This window comes from Bacillus sp. CECT 9360 (genome assembly GCF_918741275.1).
In the GTDB taxonomy this organism is placed as follows: Bacteria; Bacillota; Bacilli; order Bacillales; family DSM-1321; genus Peribacillus.
In genome coordinates this window covers 213920-239774 of record NZ_CAKKNA010000001.1, presented here as the reverse complement: position 1 = coordinate 239774, position 25855 = coordinate 213920, and the positions used below count along the sequence as shown (strand labels likewise).

Annotated in this window: 26 protein-coding genes and 1 pseudogene; 6 read left to right on the top strand and 21 right to left on the bottom strand. The window is 39.6% G+C overall.

Annotated elements, in window-relative coordinates:
* Positions 1-73 precede the first annotated feature (73 nt).
* On the top strand, positions 74-691 hold the full coding sequence (locus tag LQ216_RS01065; protein WP_230126275.1) for a flavin reductase family protein: 618 nt from the start codon (positions 74-76) through the stop codon (positions 689-691).
* Positions 692-749: 58 nt separating this feature from the next.
* Here the strand turns inward: LQ216_RS01065 and LQ216_RS20425 are convergent.
* Together LQ216_RS20425 and LQ216_RS01055 are read right to left on the bottom strand one after the other, a co-directional pair.
* Positions 750-1015 (bottom strand): annotated as a pseudogene (locus LQ216_RS20425) (helix-hairpin-helix domain-containing protein).
* A gap of 459 nt (positions 1016-1474) precedes the next feature.
* Positions 1475-2359: an NAD-dependent epimerase/dehydratase family protein gene (locus tag LQ216_RS01055; RefSeq protein ID WP_230126434.1), complete on the bottom strand. Its 885-nt coding sequence runs from the start codon at positions 2357-2359 to the stop codon at positions 1475-1477.
* A 218-nt stretch (positions 2360-2577) separates the two neighbouring features.
* Between LQ216_RS01055 and LQ216_RS01050 the strand changes: the two genes are divergently transcribed.
* Both LQ216_RS01050 and LQ216_RS01045 read left to right on the top strand, forming a co-directional pair.
* Positions 2578-2826 carry a YppG family protein gene (locus LQ216_RS01050; RefSeq protein ID WP_160118452.1) on the top strand — a complete coding sequence of 83 codons (249 nt, stop codon included), beginning with the start codon at positions 2578-2580 and terminating at the stop codon, positions 2824-2826.
* Positions 2827-2983: 157 nt separating this feature from the next.
* The gene (locus LQ216_RS01045) at positions 2984-3076 is read left to right on the top strand and encodes a YjcZ family sporulation protein (protein WP_230126274.1); all 93 of its coding nucleotides are present in this window, start codon (positions 2984-2986) and stop codon (positions 3074-3076) included.
* 102 nt (positions 3077-3178) lie between these two features.
* Here the strand turns inward: LQ216_RS01045 and LQ216_RS01040 are convergent, their stop codons facing one another.
* The 11 genes from LQ216_RS01040 to LQ216_RS00990 all read right to left on the bottom strand — a co-directional run bounded on the left by LQ216_RS01040 (position 3179) and on the right by LQ216_RS00990 (position 13820).
* On the bottom strand, positions 3179-3622 hold the full coding sequence (locus tag LQ216_RS01040) for a GNAT family N-acetyltransferase (protein ID WP_230126273.1): 444 nt from the start codon (positions 3620-3622) through the stop codon (positions 3179-3181).
* A 180-nt stretch (positions 3623-3802) separates the two neighbouring features.
* On the bottom strand, positions 3803-4009 hold the full coding sequence (locus LQ216_RS01035) for a hypothetical protein (RefSeq protein WP_230126272.1): 207 nt from the start codon (positions 4007-4009) through the stop codon (positions 3803-3805).
* A gap of 191 nt (positions 4010-4200) precedes the next feature.
* On the bottom strand, positions 4201-5079 hold the full coding sequence (locus LQ216_RS01030) for a phosphatidylinositol-specific phospholipase C/glycerophosphodiester phosphodiesterase family protein (protein ID WP_230126271.1): 879 nt from the start codon (positions 5077-5079) through the stop codon (positions 4201-4203).
* Positions 5080-5309: 230 nt separating this feature from the next.
* Positions 5310-6773: a uroporphyrinogen-III C-methyltransferase gene (cobA, locus tag LQ216_RS01025; protein ID WP_230126270.1), complete on the bottom strand. Its 1464-nt coding sequence runs from the start codon at positions 6771-6773 to the stop codon at positions 5310-5312.
* Between the two features lie 92 nt (positions 6774-6865).
* On the bottom strand, positions 6866-7198 hold the full coding sequence (gene nirD / locus LQ216_RS01020) for a nitrite reductase small subunit NirD (RefSeq protein WP_230126433.1): 333 nt from the start codon (positions 7196-7198) through the stop codon (positions 6866-6868).
* Between the two features lie 66 nt (positions 7199-7264).
* Positions 7265-9688: a nitrite reductase large subunit NirB gene (gene nirB / locus LQ216_RS01015; RefSeq protein ID WP_230126269.1), complete on the bottom strand. Its 2424-nt coding sequence runs from the start codon at positions 9686-9688 to the stop codon at positions 7265-7267.
* Positions 9689-10326: 638 nt separating this feature from the next.
* The gene (locus LQ216_RS01010) at positions 10327-10788 is read right to left on the bottom strand and encodes an ASCH domain-containing protein (protein ID WP_230126268.1); all 462 of its coding nucleotides are present in this window, start codon (positions 10786-10788) and stop codon (positions 10327-10329) included.
* Between the two features lie 173 nt (positions 10789-10961).
* Positions 10962-11690 carry a YqcI/YcgG family protein gene (locus LQ216_RS01005; protein ID WP_230126267.1) on the bottom strand — a complete coding sequence of 243 codons (729 nt, stop codon included), beginning with the start codon at positions 11688-11690 and terminating at the stop codon, positions 10962-10964.
* A 318-nt stretch (positions 11691-12008) separates the two neighbouring features.
* Entirely contained in the window at positions 12009-12485 is a 477-nt protein-coding gene (locus tag LQ216_RS01000; protein ID WP_230126266.1) for a DinB family protein, read from the bottom strand.
* 118 nt (positions 12486-12603) lie between these two features.
* On the bottom strand, positions 12604-13248 hold the full coding sequence (locus LQ216_RS00995) for an HAD family hydrolase (RefSeq protein ID WP_230126432.1): 645 nt from the start codon (positions 13246-13248) through the stop codon (positions 12604-12606).
* 86 nt (positions 13249-13334) lie between these two features.
* On the bottom strand, positions 13335-13820 hold the full coding sequence (locus LQ216_RS00990) for a DinB family protein (RefSeq protein WP_230126265.1): 486 nt from the start codon (positions 13818-13820) through the stop codon (positions 13335-13337).
* A gap of 2 nt (positions 13821-13822) precedes the next feature.
* Between LQ216_RS00990 and LQ216_RS00985 the strand changes: the two genes are divergently transcribed.
* Positions 13823-15601: a M3 family metallopeptidase gene (locus LQ216_RS00985; RefSeq protein ID WP_230126264.1), complete on the top strand. Its 1779-nt coding sequence runs from the start codon at positions 13823-13825 to the stop codon at positions 15599-15601.
* A gap of 694 nt (positions 15602-16295) precedes the next feature.
* Here the strand turns inward: LQ216_RS00985 and LQ216_RS00980 are convergent.
* The 5 genes from LQ216_RS00980 to LQ216_RS00960 form a co-directional block, all read right to left on the bottom strand.
* Entirely contained in the window at positions 16296-16814 is a 519-nt protein-coding gene (locus tag LQ216_RS00980) for a YfiT family bacillithiol transferase (protein ID WP_230126263.1), read from the bottom strand.
* Between the two features lie 159 nt (positions 16815-16973).
* Complete coding sequence (locus tag LQ216_RS00975) at positions 16974-17162, bottom strand: hypothetical protein (protein ID WP_230126262.1); 189 nt, start codon at positions 17160-17162, stop codon at positions 16974-16976.
* A 13-nt stretch (positions 17163-17175) separates the two neighbouring features.
* Positions 17176-17958, bottom strand: a complete 783-nt coding sequence (locus LQ216_RS00970) for a hypothetical protein (RefSeq protein ID WP_230126261.1) — start codon at positions 17956-17958, stop codon at positions 17176-17178.
* A gap of 451 nt (positions 17959-18409) precedes the next feature.
* A complete protein-coding gene (locus tag LQ216_RS00965; protein WP_230126260.1) occupies positions 18410-18808 on the bottom strand; it encodes a DMT family transporter in 399 nt (132 codons plus the stop codon).
* Positions 18809-18829: 21 nt separating this feature from the next.
* Positions 18830-19288 carry a GNAT family N-acetyltransferase gene (locus LQ216_RS00960; RefSeq protein ID WP_230126259.1) on the bottom strand — a complete coding sequence of 153 codons (459 nt, stop codon included), beginning with the start codon at positions 19286-19288 and terminating at the stop codon, positions 18830-18832.
* Positions 19289-19488: 200 nt separating this feature from the next.
* On the opposite strand from LQ216_RS00960, the gene gdhA reads away from it, so the two are divergent.
* Positions 19489-20871: an NADP-specific glutamate dehydrogenase gene (gene gdhA / locus LQ216_RS00955; protein ID WP_230126258.1), complete on the top strand. Its 1383-nt coding sequence runs from the start codon at positions 19489-19491 to the stop codon at positions 20869-20871.
* 62 nt (positions 20872-20933) lie between these two features.
* Here the strand turns inward: gdhA and dctP are convergent, their stop codons facing one another.
* From dctP to LQ216_RS00940, 3 genes are all read right to left on the bottom strand, one after another.
* Entirely contained in the window at positions 20934-22235 is a 1302-nt protein-coding gene (gene dctP / locus LQ216_RS00950) for a C4-dicarboxylate transporter DctP (protein WP_230126257.1), read from the bottom strand.
* A 111-nt stretch (positions 22236-22346) separates the two neighbouring features.
* On the bottom strand, positions 22347-23045 hold the full coding sequence (locus LQ216_RS00945; RefSeq protein ID WP_230126256.1) for a response regulator: 699 nt from the start codon (positions 23043-23045) through the stop codon (positions 22347-22349).
* Entirely contained in the window at positions 23035-24636 is a 1602-nt protein-coding gene (locus tag LQ216_RS00940) for a sensor histidine kinase (protein ID WP_230126255.1), read from the bottom strand. Before LQ216_RS00940 ends, LQ216_RS00945 begins: the two co-directional genes overlap by 11 nt.
* Before the next feature lie 87 nt (positions 24637-24723).
* Between LQ216_RS00940 and LQ216_RS00935 the strand changes: the two genes are divergently transcribed.
* Positions 24724-25794, top strand: a complete 1071-nt coding sequence (locus LQ216_RS00935; RefSeq protein WP_230126254.1) for a TRAP transporter substrate-binding protein — start codon at positions 24724-24726, stop codon at positions 25792-25794.
* The last annotated feature ends 61 nt before the right edge of the window (positions 25795-25855 follow it).

The window sequence follows — 25855 nt, the reverse complement described above, 5'->3', positions numbered from 1 at the left end:
CCATATTTCGATGATAGTTGAAAAAATTGGAAGTACAAAGTTTTTAAAGAATTTATCACGAGGAGAGATTGTAGTGAATAGAAAGACGTTAAATCGAAATTCAAGGATTATCGAACCTAAGATTTTATATTATGGAACACCGGTGGTCTTACTTACTACCCTTAATGAAGATGGTTCTACAAATATTAGCCCTATATCGTCGTCCTGGGCTTTGGGTGATTGTATTAATTTAGGAATAGGAAGTGGCGGGAAGGCATTTGACAATTTAAAACGAACTTCTGAATGTGTCATTAATATCCCTAATAAAGACTTGTGGGAAAACGTAGAAAAAATTGCTCATTACACCGGAAAAGAAGACGTGCCTAATTATAAAAAAGATTTGGGCTTTACCTTCCAACGGGAAAAGTACACTGTGAGCGAACTAACTCCCCTGTCTGCAGAAAAAGTAACACCGAGCCGAATCGACGAATGCCCGATTCAAATTGAAGCAACTGTTAAAAATCTAACTGTTCCAGAGCACTCGCCTTATTTTGCCATTGTGGAAACCAAGACTCTACTCGTACATGCCCATGAAAATATTCTTATGGATGACAAACATATTGATCCGAATAAGTGGAATCCTCTTATCTACAATTTCCGCCATTATTATTTTGGATTAGGACAAGAATTGGAAAAAACGTTTCGTGCATAGTTAAATAAGTTATATTTTATTGAAAAAAGCTTGCTTACTCTGGATGGTACCTGGCCCATTATTTGTCTTTGGCTTCATACCAAGGGATACTCGGTCTAGTCGCTGGGTACCCATATTGTTCCCGGTACTCTTTCCTTTCCGCTGTAAAATGCCACCAACTTCTATCACTGCCTGGATGGTTAGCGTGATGAACAACACAACGCAATGAGTCTTCTACGCAGGGATCTTCCCAGTGACCGACTATCGCTTCCAACCGATTGAGTAGTTCCGCACCTTCCTCGCCTTGATCTCCTCAAGAGAATAATAACCAAGTTCGATAACCATTTGAGCTAACTTTGGACCGATTGAAGGGATTGCTTGAAATTGTGCGAGAGCTTGAAGGTACCTGGCTCGTTCTGTGGATTGCAAGCATCGGGATAGTTCAGATAAGTCCATATTCACTATTTGATTCAATTTTATTTTAGATGTTCTTAATTTTGACTTTTCTTCAGCTGTTAAAGGAAGTTTGGGAGAACTAGTCTTCATGAGTGTTTGACTCTCTTTCTGATATATATTGCTAGGATAAAAAGAACCAAAGGCAGAATCCCTAGTAATCTATAGCTGTTTTCTGAACCACTGAAATACAAGGCAATCGGTGAGAACGCTATGCCGCTTATAATAAGGGATTTCCAGGACTTTTTAACAAGCCCGTATAAAAATAGGAAACAAGAAACTGCGATCAAAAGCCAAAAGATTAAACCGACCCAATAAAAACCCATCGCTTTCCCTCTCTTCCTTTTTCACTTAAATGGTTGGTACCTCACCTGCGAGTTCTGAAATCAACACAGGAAGCCATTCTTTTAAATTCTTAAACTGAAATCCGGCTTTTTGGGCTTTATCGTTAGCGATAACCCATGAAATCGGCAGATTATATGGTGATTCGTTGGTCTCGGTTATATTCTCGGTTACGATTGTTGTTTTTCCCGTTTTCTCTTCAATAAGAGCCATGAGCTCCTTCAATGCAATAGAACCATTTGAACATGCGTTTACCGGAGAATTAAACGGGTTCTCTCCGGTAAAAGCTAAAAATGCCGCTGCCTCTTCAGAGGAAATGAACGACAGAGATGATTTCCAATTGCTTAGGCCAATCTCTTGTCCCTCCTTTACTTTTCTCACATGAAACAGCAGCCGTTCTGTATAATCATCCACTCCCATTACAATAGGAAACCGGACTGCTGTAACCGGAAAAGGCGATCGTTGATAAAAAAAGGCTTCCGCAAGCCGTTTGCCTTCATCATAGGGGAATTGATTCCGGTCTCCCTTACGCACAGGATACGAGTATGGATTGAAATCCTCTTCATCAAGGATTGTTTCAGACATTTTATAGACCGATTGTGAGGAAGTGAAAACATAATGGCCGACTCTATCCTTAAAAACCTCACAAGCGTATTTAGCATCATCTGGCGAATAGCCTATTTGATCATACACGATGTCCCACTCGTCGCTGCCCGCTGTCGCTTTAAGAGAGTCCGGGTTGAACCGGTCAAGCTCTAGCCGTTTAACACGAATCCCAAACGGGTCAGCTGTTTTCCCTCTCGTACCGATGGTGACATCAGCACCCTTCTCAATCAATAATTCAACAAGTCTTTTACCAAAAAAACGTGTACCGCCAAGTACAAGCACCTTCATTCTCCTATCCCCTTTCATTGAATGATTTTCATCCTCGAAGAAACGCTCTTTTTTATCTATTTTGACACCATTATCGTTCTTTCCTTCTTTCGCTTTTAAAAACATGGGAATTGACCACCCAATTATGTGTGCACCATGGACAGGTACCTGACCTTAAGGGTTTATTTTTTCATATAGTAATTAGTGAGAGGAGTTTTAAAGCAAAGGAGGTTTTTGATTTGTTTTCCAGAAGACCGCAGCCGCCACCACAACGACCCAGGCCCGCTTTTTTCTCACTAGGGCCTTCACGTCGCGCACCGGTTAAACAAGAGAAATCAGGGATTATGTCTAATTTCCGCAATGAGGATGGTAATATCGATTATATGAAAATAGCAGGGACCGCTCAAAACGCCAAAAGAATGTATGATCAAGTAAAACCTTTTGTCGGACCCTATGTGATTCCGCTCATCACAAGGTTTATTAAGTAAGAGATCCCACACCATAAGAATATTATCGGTCCCGGGGCATCCTCGTTCATCCGCCTTTCCACTTTCATTAGGAGATCGTTCTATTTTTTGCATTAGCCCGGACAATTTTCAAGGTTGTTCATATTCTGTATTAGCAAGCTAGAAAGGGGTGGATTGAATGTCTGATTACAAAGGCGGCGGAAGTGCTTTCGCGTTAATCGTTGTATTGTTTATCCTTCTCATAATCGTTGGAGCAGCTTACGTTTACTAATCCGATTAAATAAACAAGCTTCATCCATGTAAAATTTTTAGAAATGGTGTATTCCTGGGATTGACCGGGGATACACCATTTTATTTAAAACAAGGCTGGTGCCTATCCGCTTATCTTTTTGCTCATAATAATCCTAGTTTCGCTAAATCCAAGCTGGCGGTACAGCTCCATTGCTCCATTCCCCTGATAAACGGCGAGCCTGATTTCTTGAAGATCTTGCGCTTTAAGATCTTGGATACACTCTTCCATCAATCTCTTTCCGTAGCCTTTTTTTCTATAATCCTTAAGTATGTAAAGTTCATAGATAAAACCTGATTCGATATCGGCCATGCTGTCTGCTTGAGTTCCATACAGAATCCATCCCGCCAGTTGACCCGATTCCTTCGAGACTAGGAGTTTCCCATTATTGCTTAACACTTTCTCCATCATGGCTATCGCCTTTTCTTCTCCGCCCTTAAAATAGCCCAGCGTTCCTTCTGTAAGCGCTATTTCCGTATGCTGATATACTTGTTTTAAATCAGTTTTTGAAGCTTGTGCGACTTCCATAAAATCCCCCTTTAATATCAAAGAATAAGAGCTGCCGATTAACAGCCCTTATCCTTCATCATTATATTTCTTTAAAAATTGGCATCCTATTTCGGTAAGCAATCAAGCTGGATAAGGCAAGCATCACCACTACACTTAATTAATAAAAATACAAACTAACTTTTCCGGCTTCAAGTTTTTCTACTGATAAAAGCCAACGGAGCTTAAAATCACCACAAAAATTACTGAAGCTAAAGTACCGGAAAACAATGCGATCAAAAGTGTTTTCTTTTCTCTGGTTTCAAACCATAAACTGAACGCCACTATGACAGAGAGTAAGATGCCGAAGAATATAGAAGCAAATGGATTTGTAGGAGTTATCCAGTCATACCAATGTAACCAATCCATAATATCACTCCTTCTTGTTTTCCACCTATATCCATTTAATATTAGCTTACTTTAATACGGTTTCCTCTTCAATGAATATTTAGCTTTTTAGAAAAATGTGTCAGTAGGGTTCCTAAAATAAAAGAAAAGCAGCCAACTGCTTTCAGTTGACTACTTCTAAGGTATGGATGGTGTCTGATCCAAATTCAAATTTACCATTCAATATGTTGTTTCGTCGGATTCTGGTCATGTTCCAGAAGGTATTGCTTGAGGCCGGGAAGGTCGTCGGTGTTAATGATGTCCACTCCAGCTTTCAGCAATTCATTCCAGACAGCTTCGCGGTTCGAAAGCGCCTTATCTGGAGTGGCCCAGAAACGGACAATCTGACCTTGATTATGCGCTTCCTCGACGATATTATTTAGCTTTTCACGTTCATGTTCAGGCATCTCTCCAATGCCTTGCCATGTAAAGTGCTTCGTCCAATTATCACTGATGACTGGCATAAATTCATTTGGCACATTAGTTCCAAGATCGCTCATGCGTCCATCGAATGTGGAGTATCGGATGGACTGGTCTTCCATCAGATCACGCGGACGGTTTCCAGATATAATGACCGTAATCGCGCTTTGCTTTACGCCTGATTTTGAAAACTTTGTCAGCATCTTTTTGTATTCGGCTAGCTGTTTGTGAATTTCGTTATACGTAGCCACGTCTTCTGATTTAATGTCAATCCAAAGCAAAAAGTCCTGATTAGTCCCTTTGTATACGGAACCTCGGTTTTCATGAACTCTTTCTTTTAATGGATCCAAGTAAAGCGACTTTAAGGTGCGCTCCGGGTTCACGTTTATTTGATCGTGGGCAACGAGCAATTCCCCGTCTTCCAGCCAAACATCAGCCTCCACGCTTGTAAAACCATGTTCCAATGCGTCATAGAGCGGGCGCTCATGTTCATAATCGTTGTGAGCGTGTGCTTTTGCGAGTGGTACAACTGTCGATTCTTTCATAGGCTGGACGGCTGAGGCTACCGTTGATGAAAATTGGATTGCAAACACGGCAACAGTAAGAGACATTATCAACCACAACTTCTTCATCGTTTTTACCTCCTGTCGAATTAACTATTTTTATCCTAACTTATAAATATGATAAAACAACCCTATTAACAGAACGTTAACAAACTCTAAAAAAGGTGTTTACATAAAGAAAGCTCTCACATTGTGAGAGCCAGAAAAAAGTTTTCTTTATTCTGGTTTCGTAGCAGACGATTGTGGGGTGTTTGAAACATCAATCATACTTGGATATTTTCGATTTTTGGGTGGCAACCCTATTCCTGGTTAACTAAAAAATCGACGAGAGCTTCGTAGGTTGGGGAAGATGGCATGCCGTTGGGCTTTAATCCATTTACGATTGCGGCTTCATATGTGTGATTTCCCATACAGATCACTTTGAGATCCTTTATAACCTCTTGTTCACTAAGCCTGGTTGTTTTCAAGCCTTCGATAAACTGCTGTACAGATGCACTGCTAGGGAACACTATTGTATCTAATTTTACTTCTTCCAGCGTGCGTAAGAATATAGGGATGAACTGTTCATCAAGCTGCTTTTGCGAGGTCTGAAACATATCAAATTCTCCATATTGGCTCATTAAATATTGCTCATTACTTTCCACGGTGTTATCGCCAATAATCAGTAAGTTACCGGTACTATTCATTTTATCTACGATTTCCGCTGAAAACCCCCGTTCATTCAAGGCTTTCTTTGATTTAATGGAACTGGCAAATAATTCGGCTTTAATTTTGCGGATATCCATGCTGCGACCAATCAAGAGCTCGAAGAATTCCTTTACACTTTCAGGTGAACCGAACAGGATTTTCTCATAGCTGTCTATGCGATCCAAGATCTGTTCTTTTACAGGAGCTGCCTCGCGTTTCCATTTCGGATACTCCATCACATCAGCGCCTTGTTCCCGCAGTTCAGCTGCAAGTGCACTTTTTTCCGTACCTGTCCGTGCCAGTAAAATTTGACGTCCAAACAACGGTTTTTTCTCAAACCAGTTGATTTTCCCGCGAATCGATACGACATCACCAACAAGTGTGATGGCGGGATTGCTGAACTTGGCATCTTTCACTTTTTGAGCAATCGTTGAGAGTGTCCCCTCCAACGTTTTTTGTCTGCCCAATGTTCCCCATTGGATAAGGATTACGGGTGTGTCAAGCGATTTCCCATGCTTTACGAGATTTTCACAAATATGCGGAAGGTTGGCAACACCCATATAGAAGGCAATTGTATCGATTCCTTTTGCCAAAGAAGTCCAGTCTAAATTTGGCTTTCCATCTTTGGATTTATCATGAGCCGTCACAATTGCAAACGATCCGCCATATTCCCTGTGAGTGACCGGGATTCCCGCATACATCGGGGCTGCGATTCCTGATGTGATACCGGGAACCATTTCAAAAGGAATCCCGTTTTCGGCCAAGCCCGCAGCCTCTTCGCCAACACGCCCGAATACACCTGGATCGCCTCCTTTTAAACGAACCACTATTTTCCCTTCCAATGCCTTGGAAATCAGAAGTTCGTTGATTGTCTCTTGTCGGAGAATATGACGGTCGGGAAGCTTACCGCCATAGATAAGTTCACAGTCGTTATTCGCAAATTCCAATAGCTTTGGGTTTACTAATCTATCGTAAAGGATGACTTCCGCGCGGCGGATAGCCTCGAGACCTTTTACAGTGATCAATCCGATATCGCCAGGGCCTGCCCCCACTAGATATACCTTTCCATGCTTCATCTTAACGACTTCCTTCCACGTTTAACATTATCCTGATGTTTTCATATTATCTTAAGAAAAGTGCAGGCACCTTGATTATACCGAACTTCTTATCATCCTTCCTTATTTAAAAAAAATACTTTATCTTCTTCCACTTGTATATCATATGTTTTTACATGCCCTTCGTCCGGCGCTTGTACGTTTCCGTCTGTCAACGAGATTTTCCAATCGTACAGCGGGCAGTACACATAATGTCCGCTGACAAGGCCGTCAGAAAGGATTCCTCCTTTAGGATGGGGACTCTTATTTTCTACCGCTTTAACCTCCCCGTTCGATAAGCGGAACAAGGCGATCTCTTCGTCGCCTATCTTAATAGGTTGCCCTACTAGTGCAGGAAGCTCTGAGTATTTTGCAATCTCGTGGCGGGTTAATGTTGGAATCATAATCATTCTCCTTTCAGATTCTTTTATTAAGCAGCCGGACGGTGTTTGATCCGTCCGGCATTACTTAAATTATTTTGTTATGACAGGCACAGAACGTCTTGTATAGTAATGGTTCTGGATCGGTTGTTCATCGATCGCTTTCTTCCATGGTTCTTCATAACGCTCTGTTGTTTTGTTCAAGCGTTCGTTTAATTCACGGCGATTGTTTTCATCGGCCAGCACTTCTTTAACATGTGACAAACTTACGCGCTCCAGCCACTTGGCTGTACGTTCTAAATAGACGGCCGTTTCACGATAGTATTGCATATAGGCACCGACCATCTCATACACTTCTTCTTCCGTTTTCACCACGCATAGTAGATCCGCGGCGCGCAGGTCCGTTCCTCCATTACCACCAACATAGATTTCCCAGCCGCCGTCCACGCCGACGATGCCGACATCTTTGACTCCAGCTTCCGCACAGTTTCGCGGGCAAGCGGAAACGCCCATTTTCCATTTATGAGGTGTATCTACACGCTCAAAACGCTTTTCCAGCTCAATGCCGAGGCTCATGGAATCTTGTGTCCCAAACCGGCAGAATTGTGAGCCAACGCAGGTTTTTACGGTGCGAAGGGTTTTTCCGTAAGCGTAGCCTGATGGCATCCCAAGCTCTTCCCAAACATCTGGGAGGTCTTCTTTCTTCAAGCCGAATAATCCAATCCGCTGCCCTCCCGTTAATTTGACGAGAGGTACTTCATATTTATCGGCGACTTCTGCAATTTTCCGTAAATCTTCTGCGGATGTCACCCCGCCATACATTCTTGGAATAACAGAATACTTGCCGTCCTTTTGGATATTGGCATGCATTTTTTCGTTAACGAGACGGGAATTACGGTCATCGTGATACTCTGGATAGATCATACCGAGATAATAGTTCAGAGCAGGCCGGCATTTTGTACAGCCTTCTTCATTCTTCCATTCAAGGACCATCATGACTTCTTTAATAGAAGTGAGCCCTTTTTCACGAATTTCCGCGACAACCTCATCCCGGCTATAAGTGGTACAGCCGCAAAGGGTCTGTTTTTGAGCAGATTGATCAAAGCTATCGCCTAACGTATATTCCAGGATTTGCGAGATTTGCGGCTTGCATCGGCCACATGACCTGCCTGCGTTTGTGCAGCCGCCAACCTGTTCAACTGTTGAAAGGCCTTGAGTTTGAATGGCATTTACGATTGTCCCTTTCGTTACGCCATTACAGCCACAAATTAGCTCATCATCAGGCATGGAAGCCACATCATTTGCCTGCTCTCCGGCGTTCACTGCCTGCAAGAAAGCGATATTTGTCAGATCGGTTATATTCTCTTTCTGGTTCATCATGCGAAATAGTCGTGAGCTGTCTTTCGTGTCTCCGTATAAAACGATCCCTGCAATCGTGTTGCCGCGTATTAAAACTTTCTTGTAGATGCCTTCAAATTCGTTATGAACCTTGATTGCCTTCGTAGCAGGATCATCATAAATTTCTCCCGCAGAGTAAAGGTCTATTTCGGATACCTTCAGCTGTGTGCCTGTTACGGAGCCTTCATATGGCTTTTCTTTTTTACCGCAAAGGTTTTCTGAAAGAATTTTCCCCTGTTCATAAAGAGGAGCAACCATTCCGTAGACGATTTCCCGATGCTCGGCACATTCGCCGACCGCATATACATCCGGTACACTTGTTTCCATATAATCATCGACGACGATGCCGCGGTTCACGTAAATATCGCTTTCTCTGGCAAGCTTGATATTAGGAATGATTCCAGCTGACATAACGACCAAATCTGCTTTAATTTCCGTACCGTCTTTAAAACGAAGCCCTTCAACGCGTTCCCGGCCAAAAATTTCAGTCGTTTGTTTCTGCATCAGGAAGTTCATGCCTTGCGCTGCCAATTCTTTTTGCAGCATTTCAGAAGCAGTCGGATCGAGTTGTTTTTCCATCAGGTGTTCCATAAGGTGGATAACATCAACTTGCATGCCGAGATTCAATAAACCTTTTGCTGCCTCTAATCCAAGCAAGCCACCGCCAATAACAACAGCTTTCTTATATTTTTTTGACATCTTGATCATCATTTCACAATCTTGGATATCACGAAAACCGACGACACCTTCTTTATCAACTCCCGGAATAGGAAGGATAAACGGAAGTGACCCTGTTGCAATAATCAATTTATCATATTCCACGGAGAGTCCCTTTTCAGTCAACAACGTTTTTGTTGCTGTATCGATTTTCGTGACGGCTTCACCTGTATGCAATTGAATATGGTTGGCGCGATACCAGTCCCAATCATTCATAATAATCTCATCAATCGTTGTGTCTCCTTGCAAGACGTTTGACAATTGAATGCGATTATAATTGGGATGCGGTTCTTTTCCGAAGATCGTTATTTCGTAGGCTGCCCGATTTATTTTGAGGATTTCCTCAATCGCACGTACCCCGGCCATGCCATTTCCAATCATAACTAGCTTTTGCTTTTTCATATAGATCCCTCCACTTTGCTCGATATTTCACAAAAAATATGAAATTAAGGATTTCTTGTTTATGTCCTAATTTTAAAAGTTAAGCTTAATAACGAGTGTGATGTACGTCACAATTCTCATCGAGTTGTGAATCGTTTCACATATTTGTCAAATCTAGGCTGTTCGGGATCCGTTTTGCGGAATTAAGGGTGACTTTTATGGTAATACCAACTAAGTTTACGGAATTAAGTGTGATTTTTACGGAATTATCTATTAAGTTCACGGAATTAGCAATATAAAAAATGAGACGTTAACAATTTATGGTCTACAGGGCTTTTATTACCGTTGAACCATATAGGGCTTTATGCTTATACTGTAAATTAGGTTTCCTTCTAAATCAGGGGGCGTTTTTCTGTTAACCAAAGGTAGCAAAGTTTTGTATGAGTCAGAAATTTATACCATTCATTGGATTTATGATAGCGGGTATTGCGAAATCAAGAAAGATAATGTTATTAAATTAGTTAATCTTTCAGAACTTACACCAGTTGAATAGATACCAGGTAGATTCATAGTTATAAATTCGGGAACCTAAACTAGCGCTTGTTTTAAACGAGTGCTTTTTATTTTCCCTCGACCCTTAAAATCAAGCTCTAGATTTTTTATTTATAAATGAGTCTCAACTCCTCACAAACAACCAACATATCCTCGGAAAATGCTATATTCATATTCATAAGTTCTTTCGTAAAGAAATCTATATGCACCGTTCTCCAATAGTGCAAAGTTCTATCTCCCTCTCCTTCTTTTCGAGCGAAATCTTCACTCACTTCTTTAAAAGGAATGATCGATACATTTACGGTTTCCGTTATAGCTTGAGCGACTCCATCCCAGTCTGTAATAATATTGAGTTCACCTTTTTGAGGACGTTTTACGCCTTCCATCTCATATAACATATGTAAAGACGATGTGGCCGTTTTAACGTTATTTCTGACTAAAGCGGCTAACTCGTTCGCATCTTCTTTATTGGCTGAAAAATGCCAGGATGAATACTCAGCATTTTTTAATTTGTTTTCCAGTGTTATTAAATAATTTTCCCACATTTGACTTACTGAATTATGTACCATAATAAAACTCCTCTTTTGAAACTGTTGTACAACCTCGATTATAAAGGAATTGCGTTTGTAATCTTGCCTATTTATCTACCAAAATCATCAGTTCTCATTTTATTATACAAAATTTAACGGAACGACAAAAGGAGCATCATCACTATCGATGCAATGCTCCCTTTACATATCACTTATTTATGATGAAACGGACATTTTCCTTCGATCGGTTTTATGTCATCCCCAATAAAGTATTGCTTCCATTCCCGGTGCTCAGGATCTCCGTAATGGCTGATATTCGGATGCTTCGGAAGGCCATCCCATTTTTCCACACGCTCCCTGACCTTTTCACGCGACATAAAGCCGCCTTTGGATGTTCCTTCCAGGCCCTCAAAGATTCTTCTTGGTTGGAATCCTAACACCAGACTGTTCCCTAAATCCCTCGTTTTCCGCTGCTTATAAGCCGGAGCGTTTCCAAAAGTGAAGAATGGCTCCCCGGCAAAGGAAAATGCCCACAGGTGATGGTCGGGATCTTGCGGATAATCCGCTGGCCAAGCCTTAGCATCCTTTTCATGCAAATACTGAAGAATATTCCAGAAATACTCCCTGTAATATTCCACGGATTTTTCTTCTTTCTCCGGTTGCACGAAAAGAAAGAACCCGTGTCGCACAAGAGGTTTCGATTCGTCAAACAGTGAAATAAACTCTTCAATCGTTTGCGGAAGCTGAGTCCAGTCATCATGGCTGATATAGGAATAACGAAGCTCTCCCTTCTTCTCCGCTGACATCCCAAAATAACAAGGGAATGTCCGATCTGTCACGACTTTACGATAATTTTCATACTCCTTTAATACCCACTCAGGTACTAAATCCGGGTTGACCATGTCTTCCTTTGTAAACAAATAACTATTCGTCACCGTCATTATTTTCACCTCATCCTTTAGATGTATAGGTATTACCCTGGACGAAAAAAATTTAAACAAGTTGCAGTAATAAGGACCCAGTATGCGGATGAAAAAAAGAAAGAAGATGCATTGAAAATAAAACGGCATCTTCCTTCTTCATATATTTTTCAGTCTTTAATTTTTTATTTCGTTTTTTTCACGATTACTCTTGCAACTGCACTCATATTCCCGGCGCGATTCTCTGTGGTGACCTTTGTAAAGGTGTACTCCTTTTACTTCGCTATCTTCCCAGAGTAGTCACCGCAATAATTATCACTTACCATCATGTATTTTTATTTAGTCCCAAATATGAGGCCGCTCAACACCCATTGTTCTCATATAATCCAGTAGTTGCCCTGTATGTACGGATTCATGATAGGCTATCCTTAGCAACATGTCCCCTAACTGCCGAATATAACCTGATTCTAAGTAAGAGCGATCAATTTTGATATTTTGGAGATCCTCTTCTGAAAATGATTTTATCGTATTTATGAATTCTTGTCTGTATGGCACCGAAAATGCGAAAAGCTCCTCCATATTGCTAAATTCTCTTGTTTCATACGGGTCTAGAAAGTTTTCTAAGCTGCCTCCGTTGTTAACAATATGGCAGTATGCATATTCTCCAGATAATAAATGAATGATCATTTCATAACAGGTCATCGCTTCTTGATCTGGTTTCCAGCTCCATTTATCAGTCGGAATCTGATTCCAGACCTTTATGCTGCGCCTTCTATTTTCTTCAAAATTTAATAAAATCAGTTCAATTGAGTTCATATGTCACCTCTTCATTAATTGTTGGTACTTACTCCAATAATCATAAACTTCGATTAAAGAATCTAATCCTATATGAGACTATGCTTGGTTGCCCCGGCCCGCTCCATCCTCTTATAACTTAACGGAGAGCATTCGCTTTAAGGTACTTAATAAAATCAGCAATAGATGTAAAAGTAAAATTCGGTTGAACTGTAAATTCTGCAGTTTGATATTCAGGCAACCATTGTACACCGATTGTATAAACGTTCGCTTGAAGACCAGCATGTATATCCGCATCGCTATCGCCAATAAATATCGCTTCGTCTTTTTGAATACCTAATCGGGTTAGTGCTTTGTTCACGCCCTCCGGGTCTGGTTTTGGGCTAACGACATCGTCTCCCGTTATCATTACATCAAAAAATCCTTCCAGCTTTAGAGCCTGTAACGAAATATCCAAACTCCTCCTTGATTTTCCTGTAACAATCCCTAATTTTATCCCCTCGTCTTTTAAAAGCTGCAGCAACTCATCCATTTCTTCATTCTGTTTAACTAAGCTATGACTCTCTAAATACTTCTTATAAAAGAGTTCAATCGCCTCATCCTTGTTTTCATTGGCAAGATTCTCTCTAATAATTCCTGTCTCGGAAGGCCCGAACATCTCTTTGATTTCATCAGAGGACAACTCTTTATTGTCAAACTCTTTGAAAACACTTTGAAAAGCATAATAACAAATTGGCAACGTATCGGCGATGGTTCCATCGAAATCAAAAATAATAGCTTTGATAACACACACTTCCTTCTCTGTTAATTTGGTTTGAATAAGACGAATGTTATTTTCTTTTTTTAAAAAACTCAAAGCTAAAAATTCCTTTACGTCTCTTCCTTATACAACTTGCGAAGCTGATTAATATGGGCTTGATGGTATCTATTATGATCCGCCATATGCCATATGCCCCATCTGACCGTTGCTTCTTTCCCGTCTTCGTACTCAACTTTGTTATTCAGATGATTGTCAGTTAACTGAAAGCAGACAGCCGTGAGCATCCGGAACACTTTATCATATTCGGTTAAGAGTGTCTCCGAGGTGATGCCAGCAACAAAAGGCAGTTCATTTTTTTCATCCAACATCGGTCCATATTTCTCTTCGAGAGACTTTGGCATTGAATCCCCTTTTATTCTAAACACCCAATTTAAATCTACATATGCTAAATGTCTAATTAATTGTGCAATGCTGTTATATTTCTGATTTGGACCTTTATAATCCAATTCTTCTTGTGTTATATCAGCGACAATTGTCTTAAGCCGCTCATAATTAGATGCGACCATAGAGTAAAGCATACCAATTATGGGCTTCATGTTTGGTTCTCCCTTTAAGTCTAAAAACATTCAGAACACCTCAGCGATTGAAATTTCAGGAAATTGAGAAGATAATATATACAAAGGATTATATTACATTTATAGAATTGGAGGCGCTTACTATTATAGAGTCTATGAATACACCACCTCGTTGGGATTTAAATGATTTTTATGAGGGATCCGGTAAAGAATCGCTTCTTATCGAATTGGAAAATATAAAAGTAAACTTGGCTAAATTGAAAAAAGTTGAACCAATTAACTTTAGCGATAAAGAGATTACGATACTCTCCGGGCTAGTAACAAGAATTGAAAAAGCGGAATCTTTTTACTATTGTCTATCTGCCGAAAGCATGGACCCCTCTTTTTTAACGACCATCCTTTTAGATATTACTTCGCTTAAAGCAGATGTAAGAATTATAATTACATACATATCAAAAGAGAAAAACTCGCTTCAAAACTCCAACGAGATCCAAATTTCGAGTTTGACTATGGAAGCACTAAGAGGTTACGAAGATATTTATCTTCAACTGCACAGCCAACTACAAATTAAAGTAGAAGAAAAAGAACTTTCTTTTAGTGAAGCGAATCATATCGCTATGAAACATTCTGACTCTGAAATTAGAAATAAGGTATTTCATTCATTAAATGAAACGTTAAAAAAACAATCTAATCTGTTTGCCTCCGTTTATAATCAAATGATCGGACTAAGACAAAAATCGATGGAATTAACCGGATTGGGAGATTGTTTAGAAGAATCCATAAAAAATAATGGCCTTTCCCTTGAATCATTTCATACAATGTGGAGCGTCGTTGACGAGAACCTTCCGCTTTTGACAAAGTTCCTTGAAAAGAAAGTGCAAGAATCAAATAAAGACCGGTTAACTTGGCATGAATTAATGTCACCATCTCAAGACATTTCTCACAATATTGGCTTTTCCGAAGCCGCAGTTGGAATAATCGATGCGCTTGAAAAAATCGATCCAGAGATTTCAAAGTTTATCATTAAAGCAATTAGCAATGGCTGGGTTGATGCACTACCTCGTGAATCAAAGCCACGAGGAGGTATGTGTATCCCTTTTCTTACCGATAAACAATCACGGATAACACTATATTACGATGAAAGTTTCGATAGTGCCAGAATACTTGCCCATGAACTAGGACATGCATGGCATTATCTACAATTAAACAATAAGCCTTCACTCTCGTTCTTAGAGGACAGATTCGAAATGACTGTTGCAGAGACTTCTTCGATTTTCTTTGAAACGGTATATATTGATTTCATGATCCAGAGAACTAATGACTTGGCTTTAAAAAAATCACTGGTTGGTTGGAAAATAGAACGCAGCCTTAATTATGTCATGTCTATTAGGGGAGCTTATTTATTTGAAAAACGTTTCAATGAAGCAAGAAAGGTTGGCCCATTAAATGCAGATGAGATTGAAGCGTTATCTCTGCAATCCAAAAAAGAGGCTTACGGTGAAAGCTTAAGCTCCTATGAACCTTATGTTTGGTTGAAATACGACCAGTTTTATCAAACAGACATACCTTTTTATAATTACCCGTATACGTTCGGCTTTTTATTGAGTCTGGGACTGTTAGAACTCGCAAAAGAGCAAGCGCATTTTTCAATTGCGTTTCAAAACTTCCTTAGGGAAACCGGTACTTCATCAGTAGAAAAATTAGTGCTGAAGCACTTTGGTATTAATCTATCGAAGCCATCGTTCTGGCAAAAATCTTTAGATCGCCTCATAAGTGATATAGAGTTGTATGCTTCGCTTTGAAACTTTGACAAATACTAAGGCAGAAAATATGACGTCCAAGTATATTTGTAAGGCTATTTTTAGACCTTTTCAGAGAGTAAAGATTCATAGATTCAACAGAATTTATGAATCTATATAAGTTGAACTAAAGATTACGCATTAATAAATTTTTGGCTCATTTAAGCTCCAACAGGATAGGCCGGGGAGAAAGCGAGCTTTCTCCCCGGCCTATCCTGTCGGAGCAACCTTTCAGCTTTGCTGAAAGGCATGTGAAACTCTGGTTTCACATGATTGAGCCAAAATTAAATCATTAATTCAACTTATATAGTTGCTTAGTAAGGAATATGAAAAACTTTCTCTGGGCCTCCTTGCTTCTGATCATATTATTCACCCTGATTCGGCTTTGCAGATACTTTCTAACGTGTTTATTCACAAAAAACAGCCTATGATATTTTTCATCTTCATATATGACCTTAAACCAATCGTATTGGTTAAGTTGCTGTATATGATTATCTATCTTTTCTGTGTTTAAAGTATTGCTAAGTCCAAATCCTCCAGTGAAAAAACCGAATATAAAATCCAAAAATGACATAGATTTAATTCCCAACCTTCTATTTGAAATTACAGATTACTTGTTTCTGTTTCCTTTTTACCATAAATGAATTGAGGTATTTGAGGAAAATATTTCAATAATCCGAAAGTTCAATAGAGTATCTTACCACCCTAACCTTTTTCGTAATATTGTAATGTGAGCAATATGATGACGGCCATGCCATGCATAGAGTCCTATATTATAACCGACTTGCACTATTCCTGAATCTGGATGCTGAAAAGTCTGTTCAAGTTGAGTTGAATTTAATGAACGCAATAGAGTTACCCATCTGGCATGCAAGGCTTCCAGCAAAGTAAGTGAAACCTCTACAGACATCCTGGAATCAGGAAGTTCGGCCCATTCCGATTCCTGATAAGGTTTAATCGTCGGATTATTTTCGGTCAAAGCTAACTTGAAACGAACATAGGCATTCATATGGCTATCGGCAAGGTGATGAACCACTTGCCGAACTGTCCATCCATCCGGCCGGTATGGTGTATCAAGCTGTTCGTCTTCCAGGCCTTTAACGGCTTCCTTTAATTCTCCGGGAGCGTTTTCGATTTCTTTAATCCATTCGTTTATTGACTCAAGGGTGATGGTACCCTCGTGGTTAAATTCTCCGATTGGGTAACGTAAATCCATTGCTTAGCCCCTTTCTGATTGTAAATCTAATTTCCAATTCCATACATATTATTAACATTAAATTTTACTTCTTTAGAAATTATATCTTCTTCGTTATACAATTAACAGTAGAACACAAAATCCGCTCCAGTTTCGAGCGGATTCACTAATAATATAATATTAAATGTTTAATTTTTTAATTTTTGCAGCTTCAAGTGTTCTTTTGATTTCAGGGCTTACCGCAGTGATTTCAACCGAGCTATCGATTACAGCTGAACCAAATGTAGCGGTTTGTCGTCTAGGACTATCCGATAACACAATCTTACGTATTACGACTGGTGAGCTTTTCTTCCTCTTTTTAGTAAACATAGGATATCCCTCCCTACCGATAGTTTACTATGACATTAAGGATTTTGTCTATATGCCCTAATAAAGTTATAGGTGCTACCTCTACTTTCAGCTTATCCAATTTCTCCTCAGAAAGACTTAACTTAGCCTTAAAGGCAAACAGAAATCCTAAGCGATAATCCCCAACATTTCGAACTAAAAGATAGGATTCGGCATCTCCGTTGGGTAGTTGTGGTTTAGCATCAGGCCAAAGGGTATGCGATCTGCCTCCTTGAAGTAACAATTTGAAGGCCAAATCATCCAATTGCTTCTGTTCTTGCGTAATTGGCGATCCCCAGGTCATTTTTGAAAACATTGGACTTGCCATACCAGGAGTCTGATACACCATCACAGCCCGAACATTGTTTTCATTAACACCTACGAAGTTCGTAATCTGTTTCTTAATTTGATCGAACAAGTGACGAACCTCTCGTCTAACTGTATCCGTCGGCAATGAATCATCATAAGCTGCTTCTAACGCTGTAGCCAGTTCCTGTTCAAATTCGTATGGCTGACTTTTCTTATTTATAAATAATGCCTTAAACACAATCACAATAGAAGTAATCAGGACAGCATACACAAACAGGATGATATCGAAACGTATAAGTGAAATAAATTTATAGTACGGGTCTGTCTCAGCAGGAAGGGACCAATTAGTAATTGCGGAAAATGGAGCCCAAAGTATATTAGCCAAAACATATGATTCTTGTATTGTAATAGCTGCCATTTGAGAAACAAAAAATAGTATTCCCGCTAATATCCAAGCTCTTAGTTTCATTATTATAATTACCCCTCTGCTCATAACAGTAATCTTATTACTTTTTAATTTTGCATGATATATTTTCAGTTGGCAATAAAAAAATGCCCCTTCTTAAGGGACATCTCTAAATTTGTGGCCATCGAAAATGGACACGCCATATGTTGCAGGGGGAATACGTTGATTAGACTTAACTAGTGATATTTCCAAAACCTCTTTGTCATCTGCATATAATACTCTCTTATCAAGCAACTTAAACGTTGGCCCTCGTTCTTTACGTTTCCAAAAAAACACGCCAATCACCTCATTCCATTATATTATGAGGTGATTTCATTTACGCCATACAAATTAAAAATGTATTCATGATTTACACACACTTTCCAAACAACTATACATCCTTTCAGAGGGATGGATTAATTTAGTTGCTTATTAAGAAAAAATAAAAACCTTCCTAGAGCCTCTTGATTTTTAATCATATAATTGACTCTGACGGCTTTGAAGATACTGACAATTTTTCTTTTAGGAATAAAAATGAAATGAAACCTACCACCGCTGGGAGAGTGCTCGTAATGATTCCAGCTTCAATAGCTGTAGTCAACTTTAAGCCGTAAAGCATAAAAATATTAAATAAAAATACCCCTGTAAATGCTTGAAGAAACAGAACAATTAGCTGTTTTGCTGTTATTGAAGGAAAACGCTTTTCTTTCAATAACAGCATTGGAATCAGAATAATCGTGGCAACGAGAAATCTTAACTCAGATGCTAAGAAAACAGGAAAAATTGAAATAATAAGTTTACCAGCTACTATGGAGCTTCCAACTATCGCCATAGCTAACCCTATCTTTATGTATGCTATTGTGGTTTGATTCATTGTCTTTCCCCTTTGTCAAAATTAAGATTCTAAATCCAGTGCCAAACGCACCATATCCCGGCACTGTATTCCATTCTCATAGATTTCTTCATCGTAGTGCCTTACGAAGAAATCAGAATCAATTCCCACCATTCGAAAGCCGCATTTTTGATAGAGAGCTAACTGCCCAATACTCGAATTGCCAGTCCCAACCTCAATTGTCTTATAGCCCTTTGACTTGGCCGTTTGAACAGCATCTGTTACTAACTGCTTCCCGATTCCTTTTCCATGTTGGCTCTCCGCAACCGCAATATTCACTAATTCCACTGTATAAGGTCTTGTAGGCAGTAATACATAAACACCAATCACTTGATCTCGAACTTCAGCTACAAAACACTCTCCCCGCCTTATATATTCTTCAACAAGCTCTTGAGAGGGATCAGCCAACAATAACAAGTTCATAGGCGGTTTCTCATTAACATTTAGTTTTCTTATTTGCATAAAAGTCTCCTTTGAAGTGGTCCGAAAATTTTTCTAGTGAATTAAAGTTTATCAAAATATTTATTCTTTGCGTTGATTTGTTATAAACTATAAAATACATCTTACACCTGTGAATACATTAACAATGGTTATCATTTAGGTCATGAATTTCAATGGCTACCAAAAGGTGAATCTTACAACGAGGAGAGATAAACAGCAGAATGGCTACATTAAATGAAGTACAACAAGAATCACTGCAAATTGCGAAAAATTATGTTACAGAAGTGTATGAAGCGGTAGAACAGCGCAATCCTCATGAAAGCGAGTTTCATCAAGCCGTTAAAGAGATATTTGAGTCCCTGATTCCCGTATTTGCAACGCACCCTAAATACATGGAACAAGGTATACTTGAAAGGATTTCTGAACCGGAAAGAATCATTACATTTAGAGTACCCTGGGTTGATGATCAAGGGAAAGTTAGAGTGAACCGAGGCTTCAGAGTACAATTTAATAGCAGTATCGGACCATACAAAGGCGGTTTAAGATTCCACCCTTCCGTGAACGCCAGCATCATTAAATTCTTAGGTTTTGAACAAATCTTTAAGAACTCTTTAACAGGACAACCTATCGGCGGAGGCAAAGGCGGCTCCGATTTTGATCCTAAAGGCAAATCCGATGGTGAGATTATGAGATTTACGCAAAGCTTCATGACCGAACTTTGCAAATACATCGGGCCTGACGTTGATGTGCCAGCTGGTGATATCGGTGTTGGTGCAAGGGAAATCGGATTCATGTTCGGACAATATAAACGAATTCGCGGCGGCTATGAGGCAGGCGTATTAACTGGAAAAGGCCCTGGATACGGCGGCAGTTTGGCCAGAACAGAGGCTACCGGTTATGGAACTGTCTACTTTGTAGAAGAAATGCTACAAGACAAAGGACTCAGCTTTAATGGCAGCACGGTAGTAGTATCCGGTTCTGGTAATGTTTCCATTTACGCTATTGAAAAAGCGACTCAATTAGGAGCGACAGTTGTCGCCTGCAGTGATTCTAACGGCTATATTTATGACAAAAACGGGATTAACCTTGACACGGTAAAAAGAATAAAAGAAGTCGAGAGAGTAAGAATTGCGGATTATGTCAATGAACATCCTGAAGCAGAATATTATGAAGGGTTTTCCGGAATTTGGTCGATTCCTTGTGATATCGCTCTCCCGTGTGCCACCCAGAATGAAATTGATGCGGAATCAGCGGAGATGCTAGTTAACAATGGGGTTAAGGCGATAGGTGAAGGCGCAAACATGCCATCCACATTAGGAGCCATTGATATATTCCTAAAAAACAATATTCTCTTCGGTCCGGCGAAAGCTGCTAATGCAGGCGGAGTAGCTGTTTCTGCGTTGGAAATGGCGCAAAATAGCATGAGATTGCCTTGGACATTTGAAGAAGTGGATGCCAATCTGCACGAAATTATGAAAAACATTTATCGTAATAGTGTGAAGGCTGCAGACGAGTATGGATATCCCGGCAATCTCGTAGTTGGGGCTAACATCGCAGGATTCATTAAAGTTGCGGATGCAATGATGGCACAAGGGGTCATTTAAAAACGTTTAAAATGAAAAGAAGGTGCGATAATTTCCGCACCTTCTTTTTCATACCCACGATTCTATTTCAGGGTCGTATTCATTACGGCTTGAGCCGATTTCTTCCTGATCTTCATTTCCGAAATGGCTTCCGTACTTTTTGTTTCATCAAATTCGTTTTCACTCTTTGCTACTACGATTGTAGCGATTCCGTTTCCGATCAGATTCACGATGGCCCTGCCTTCACTCATGAAGCGATCCACACCGAGAAGTAACGCTAATCCTTCCAGCGGAATAACCTGCAAGGCAGCCAACGTTGAAGCAAGAACAATAAATCCACTACCTGTAACACCTGCCGCCCCTTTGGAAGTGAGCATCAGCACAAGAATGATTGTAATTTGCTGTCCGATTGAAAGATCGACACCAAATACCTGTGCAAGGAATACAACGGCCATGGAAAGATAGATGGATGTACCATCCAGGTTAAAAGAGTAACCAGTTGGGATGACAAGTCCGACAACAGATTTTGAAGCGCCATAACGTTCCATCTTGTCCATCATTCTAGGTAGAACAGACTCTGAAGAACTCGTTCCAAGTACGATAAGTATTTCGTCCTTGATGAACTTTAAATAATTCCATAAGCTAAAGCCATACATTTTACAAATGATATTCAATACGACAAAGATGAATAAAAACATGGTTACATACACGGATATCATCAATTTCCCTAGCGGTACTAATGAAGAAAGCCCGAAATGACCTATTGTATACGCCATCGCCGCGAATGCGCCAATTGGTGCAGCCTTCATAACATATCCGATGATTTTAAAGAATACAAGGGACAATTTATCCAGGAAGTCGATAACCGATTTTCCTTTTTCACCAAGAGCTGCAAGCCCGACACCAAATAGAATCGAGAAGAACAATACTTGTAAAATATCACCTTTGGCAAATGCATCAACCATATTGGAAGGAACGATATGAGTGATAAACTCGACCCAATTAATTCCCTCTCCGCCATTTTGCGTATATTGCGACACGTCGCCTTTTTCCAGTTCGTCGTAGTTAAGCCCGGCACCTGGCTTGATAATATTCACAACGATTAAACCGATAACGAGTGCCAACGTTGTGACAACTTCAAAATAAATGAAAGCTTTGCCGCCCACTTTGCCAACTTTTTTCATATCACCCATTTTGGCGATGCCAAGTACAATCGTTAAAAAAATAATCGGAGCAATAACCATTTTTACAGCGTTTATAAACGTATCGCCGATCGGCTTCATTTCTTTACCGATATTTGGCCAAATAAGTCCAACCAACACACCGATCAAAATCGCCATTAATACCTGAAAAGTTAAATTTGTAAGTAACTTTTTTGCCTTCATATGTTCTCCTCCTTCTAATTGAAGCCATTCTATTATTTATAGAAATGATAACGCTTTCAAATAAAAGTGAGAAGTTTATGGTCATATCGGATATTTTGTTCATTTTGGTCTTTATTTTTTTATGTCAGTGTATACGTACCGATTTATCGGTCTTCCTACCCCTCCATATTGAACAGCAAGGCTGATAACGCCTGCCTTTTCGAGAAAATCCAAATAACGCCGCGCAGTCACTCTCGCAATGCCGATTGCAGCCGCTACTTCTTCTGCGGAATAAGGCTTGCGTTCTTTTTTTAAATAGCCGATAATTTCGTTCAGAGTGAATTCATTTAACCCTTTCGGAAGGCTATCTGTTGTTTTCTGTGATTGTTCCGTATAGAGCAATAAATCAAGCTGTTCTTGTGAAAGCACCGCAGATTCCTGCAATTTTTTTCTGTATTGGCGATATTTCTCCAAAGCCTGTTGGATCCTTTCCAGTTTAAAAGGTTTGATGATATAATCCACAGCTCCATTTTGAAGCATAAGCTTAATCGTTTCCGTGTCTTTAGCAGCGGATACCACAATCACATCCGATTCGAGTTTTTGCTTTCTCAACTCCTGTAGTGTCTTAATACCATCCTTCTTAGGCATAAAAATATCTAAAACCACCAAATCCGGATTCAGTTGTCGAACAAGAGCAATTCCTTCTTCACCGTTACTGGCAATCGCCACTACCTGAAATCCTTCTACGCTGGTAATAAATTCTTTATTAACTTCCTGGACCATTGGATCATCTTCGATCAGCAATACCTTGATTTCCTCTTTAGCTGCCATTCAATCTCTCCTCCGCTTCCATCGGTAAAGTAATGATAAAAGAAGTCCCTTTCCCTTGTTCTGACGAGACCTGGATTTCACCCCTGCCTTTTTCGACAATTTGTTTGACTAAAAATAACCCGTAACCTGTCCCATCAGATTTGTTCACTGTAAACCCTTTATCATATAATCTTGGGAGATATTCTTCTTTAATACCACTGCCGTTATCTTCTATCAATATCGCACATAAGTCCTCAGACTGTTCAATACTGATATCAATTCTTCTATTCTCAATATCTGTTTGTTCATACGATCCAAAAGCATTTTCAATGAGATTGCCTAGTAATACGACAAAATCATGTTGGTCCAATTGATTAGGAAAGGCCGCAAGATGGCTATTTTCATCAAGTACTACCTGAATACCCAATTCTTTTCCCCGTCTTACTTTGCTTAAAAGAAGACCGGCAACAGCATCATTTTTAATTTTTTTATTTAACGAGTTTGTTAGACTTTCCTGCTCTTCTGACACATTAAAAGCAAGCTGCAGTGCTTTTTCTGATTTGCCCAATTGAATTAAACCGGCAATTGTATGAAGCTTATTCATATGTTCATGGTTTTGGACCCTGAGTGCTTCTACAAAGTTTTTGACCCCTGTTAACTCTTCTGCAAGCTTTGCAAACTCTGTACGATCCTGAAAGATTGCCACAGCGCCGATTAGTTCATTATCTTTCTGAATTGGAATACGGTTACTTAAAATCACTTTGCCGCTCACTTTTATTTCTTCATTATATACTGCCTGATTTTTTTCAACTATTTCCGGAAGCCTTGTATCCTTAAGGACAGAGCGAATCGGTTGTCCAACAAAATCTCCGTTTACATTAAAAATCTTCTTCGCTTTCTCATTGAATATCGTAATGATATCATGATTATCGATCGCGATAACACCCTCATTAATCGAATGAAAGGTTGCTGTCCTTTCTTCAAACATTCTCTTTATTTCATAGGGCTCGAGGTGAAACATCTGTTTTTTAATATGATTGGCAAGCATCAATGAACCTACTAAACCAAATATCAATGTTAAAATAACAATAAGAAGAATCTCGCCCTTTAGTTCATCCATAATTTCCAGAAACGTTGGCACTTTGTTACCGACGACAACAACACCGATTTGATTTAAATCTTGATCTTTAATCGGAATAAATGCTCGGATAACGGTACCAATCTCTCCTTGAGCGTTAGAAAAATAAATATGCTCCGCGAATGCAGGTTCTTCATCGTCTCCTTGTGAAGGTTTTCCAAGCAGTTCTTTTACTGGATGTGAATAGCGAATGCGCTCCATGTTCATCACAACAATATAATCTGCTTCATTAATAATCCTTATTTCTTCGACGATTGGATTGACAGTATTCCAGCCGTTTCGCTCCTCTACAGCCTTCTTCACATCCGATAGTTCTGCTACAGTTCTTGCCGTATTCATCGAACGGATTCTTAATTCTCTTTCCTCTTTATCTTGAATATTCGCGATAATCACGATTCCGCCGATTAATAAAGAAAAAACGACTACCACATAAGACAAGACCATAATTTTCCATCTGATAGGCAATTGTTTCATTGTTGTCTCCTCTTTTTTAGAAAATCATCTTTACGAACAGAATCCTTCTGAGTATGCTTACTATAACCATTCAAGAGGAGGCAACGTATGAAAAGCAAACACACTTTTATGCTCCTTTTAGGCGTTGGGCTTTCTATCGCTATATTTGTTGGCTACCACTATCTATTACCGAAAACGGAACTTACATATGACGACGATCAGGAAGGCCTGGGAGACCAGATTGTTTTTAAATTTAGTCATGTGGTAGCTGAAAATACACCGAAAGGGCTGGCAGCGAACAAATTTGCTGAACTGGTCTATGAAAAATCAAATGGAACTATAAAGATAGAGGTCTTTCCGAATGGCAGCCTCTATTCGGATATAGAAGAAATCAATGCATTGCAGGAAGGACAAGTTCATTTTATCGCCCCTTCTACTTCAAAACTGGGGATGCTTTCATCAGAGTGGGGCGTGCTGGATCTGCCATATGCTTTTCCAAATCACGAAGCTGTCCAAGAAGGCCTCAACGGGAAAATCGGTCAACAATTGCTCAACTCTTTACAAAAGGATGGAATAATAGGGCTCGCCCATTGGTCAAATGGATTTAAGCAAATCACTTCAAACAAAGGACCCATTTATGAACCTGAAGACATCAAAGGTCAATCTTTCCGTATTATGCAAAGCGATATCATCCAAGCTCAATTCGAAAAATTGCATGTGAAGGCCCTTCAGGAATCATTCAACTCAACCTATCAATTGCTCGAAGAAGGCAAAGTGGTTGGTGAAGAAAACACGATTTCCAATATCTACTCTAAAAGATTTTATAACGTACAAAAGCATTTGACAATGACCAATCACGGCTATCTAGGCTATGCCGTGATGATGGATCAGAAAACCTGGGATAAGCAAAGTGATAAAACGAAAAAAATTATCCAGCAAGCAATGGCGGAAACGACGGAGTGGAACAACAGTCACGCCATCAAAATGAATGATGACCAGCTCAAGCTAATTAAACAAAACTCCTCAATTGAGATCCATGAACTAACCGAAGCACAAGAACAACAATGGAAGCAGGAAATGGACCCGGTTTATGAGGAGCTTGCCCCTAAGATTGGCGAGCAAATCGTTGAGGATTTGAAGGAATTAAGAGCAAAGTATGAAGTTGAAAAAATAGATTAATGAACCAATCTATTCTATTAGTTATTTAGAATGATTCCTATATGGACAATAAATACAAAGT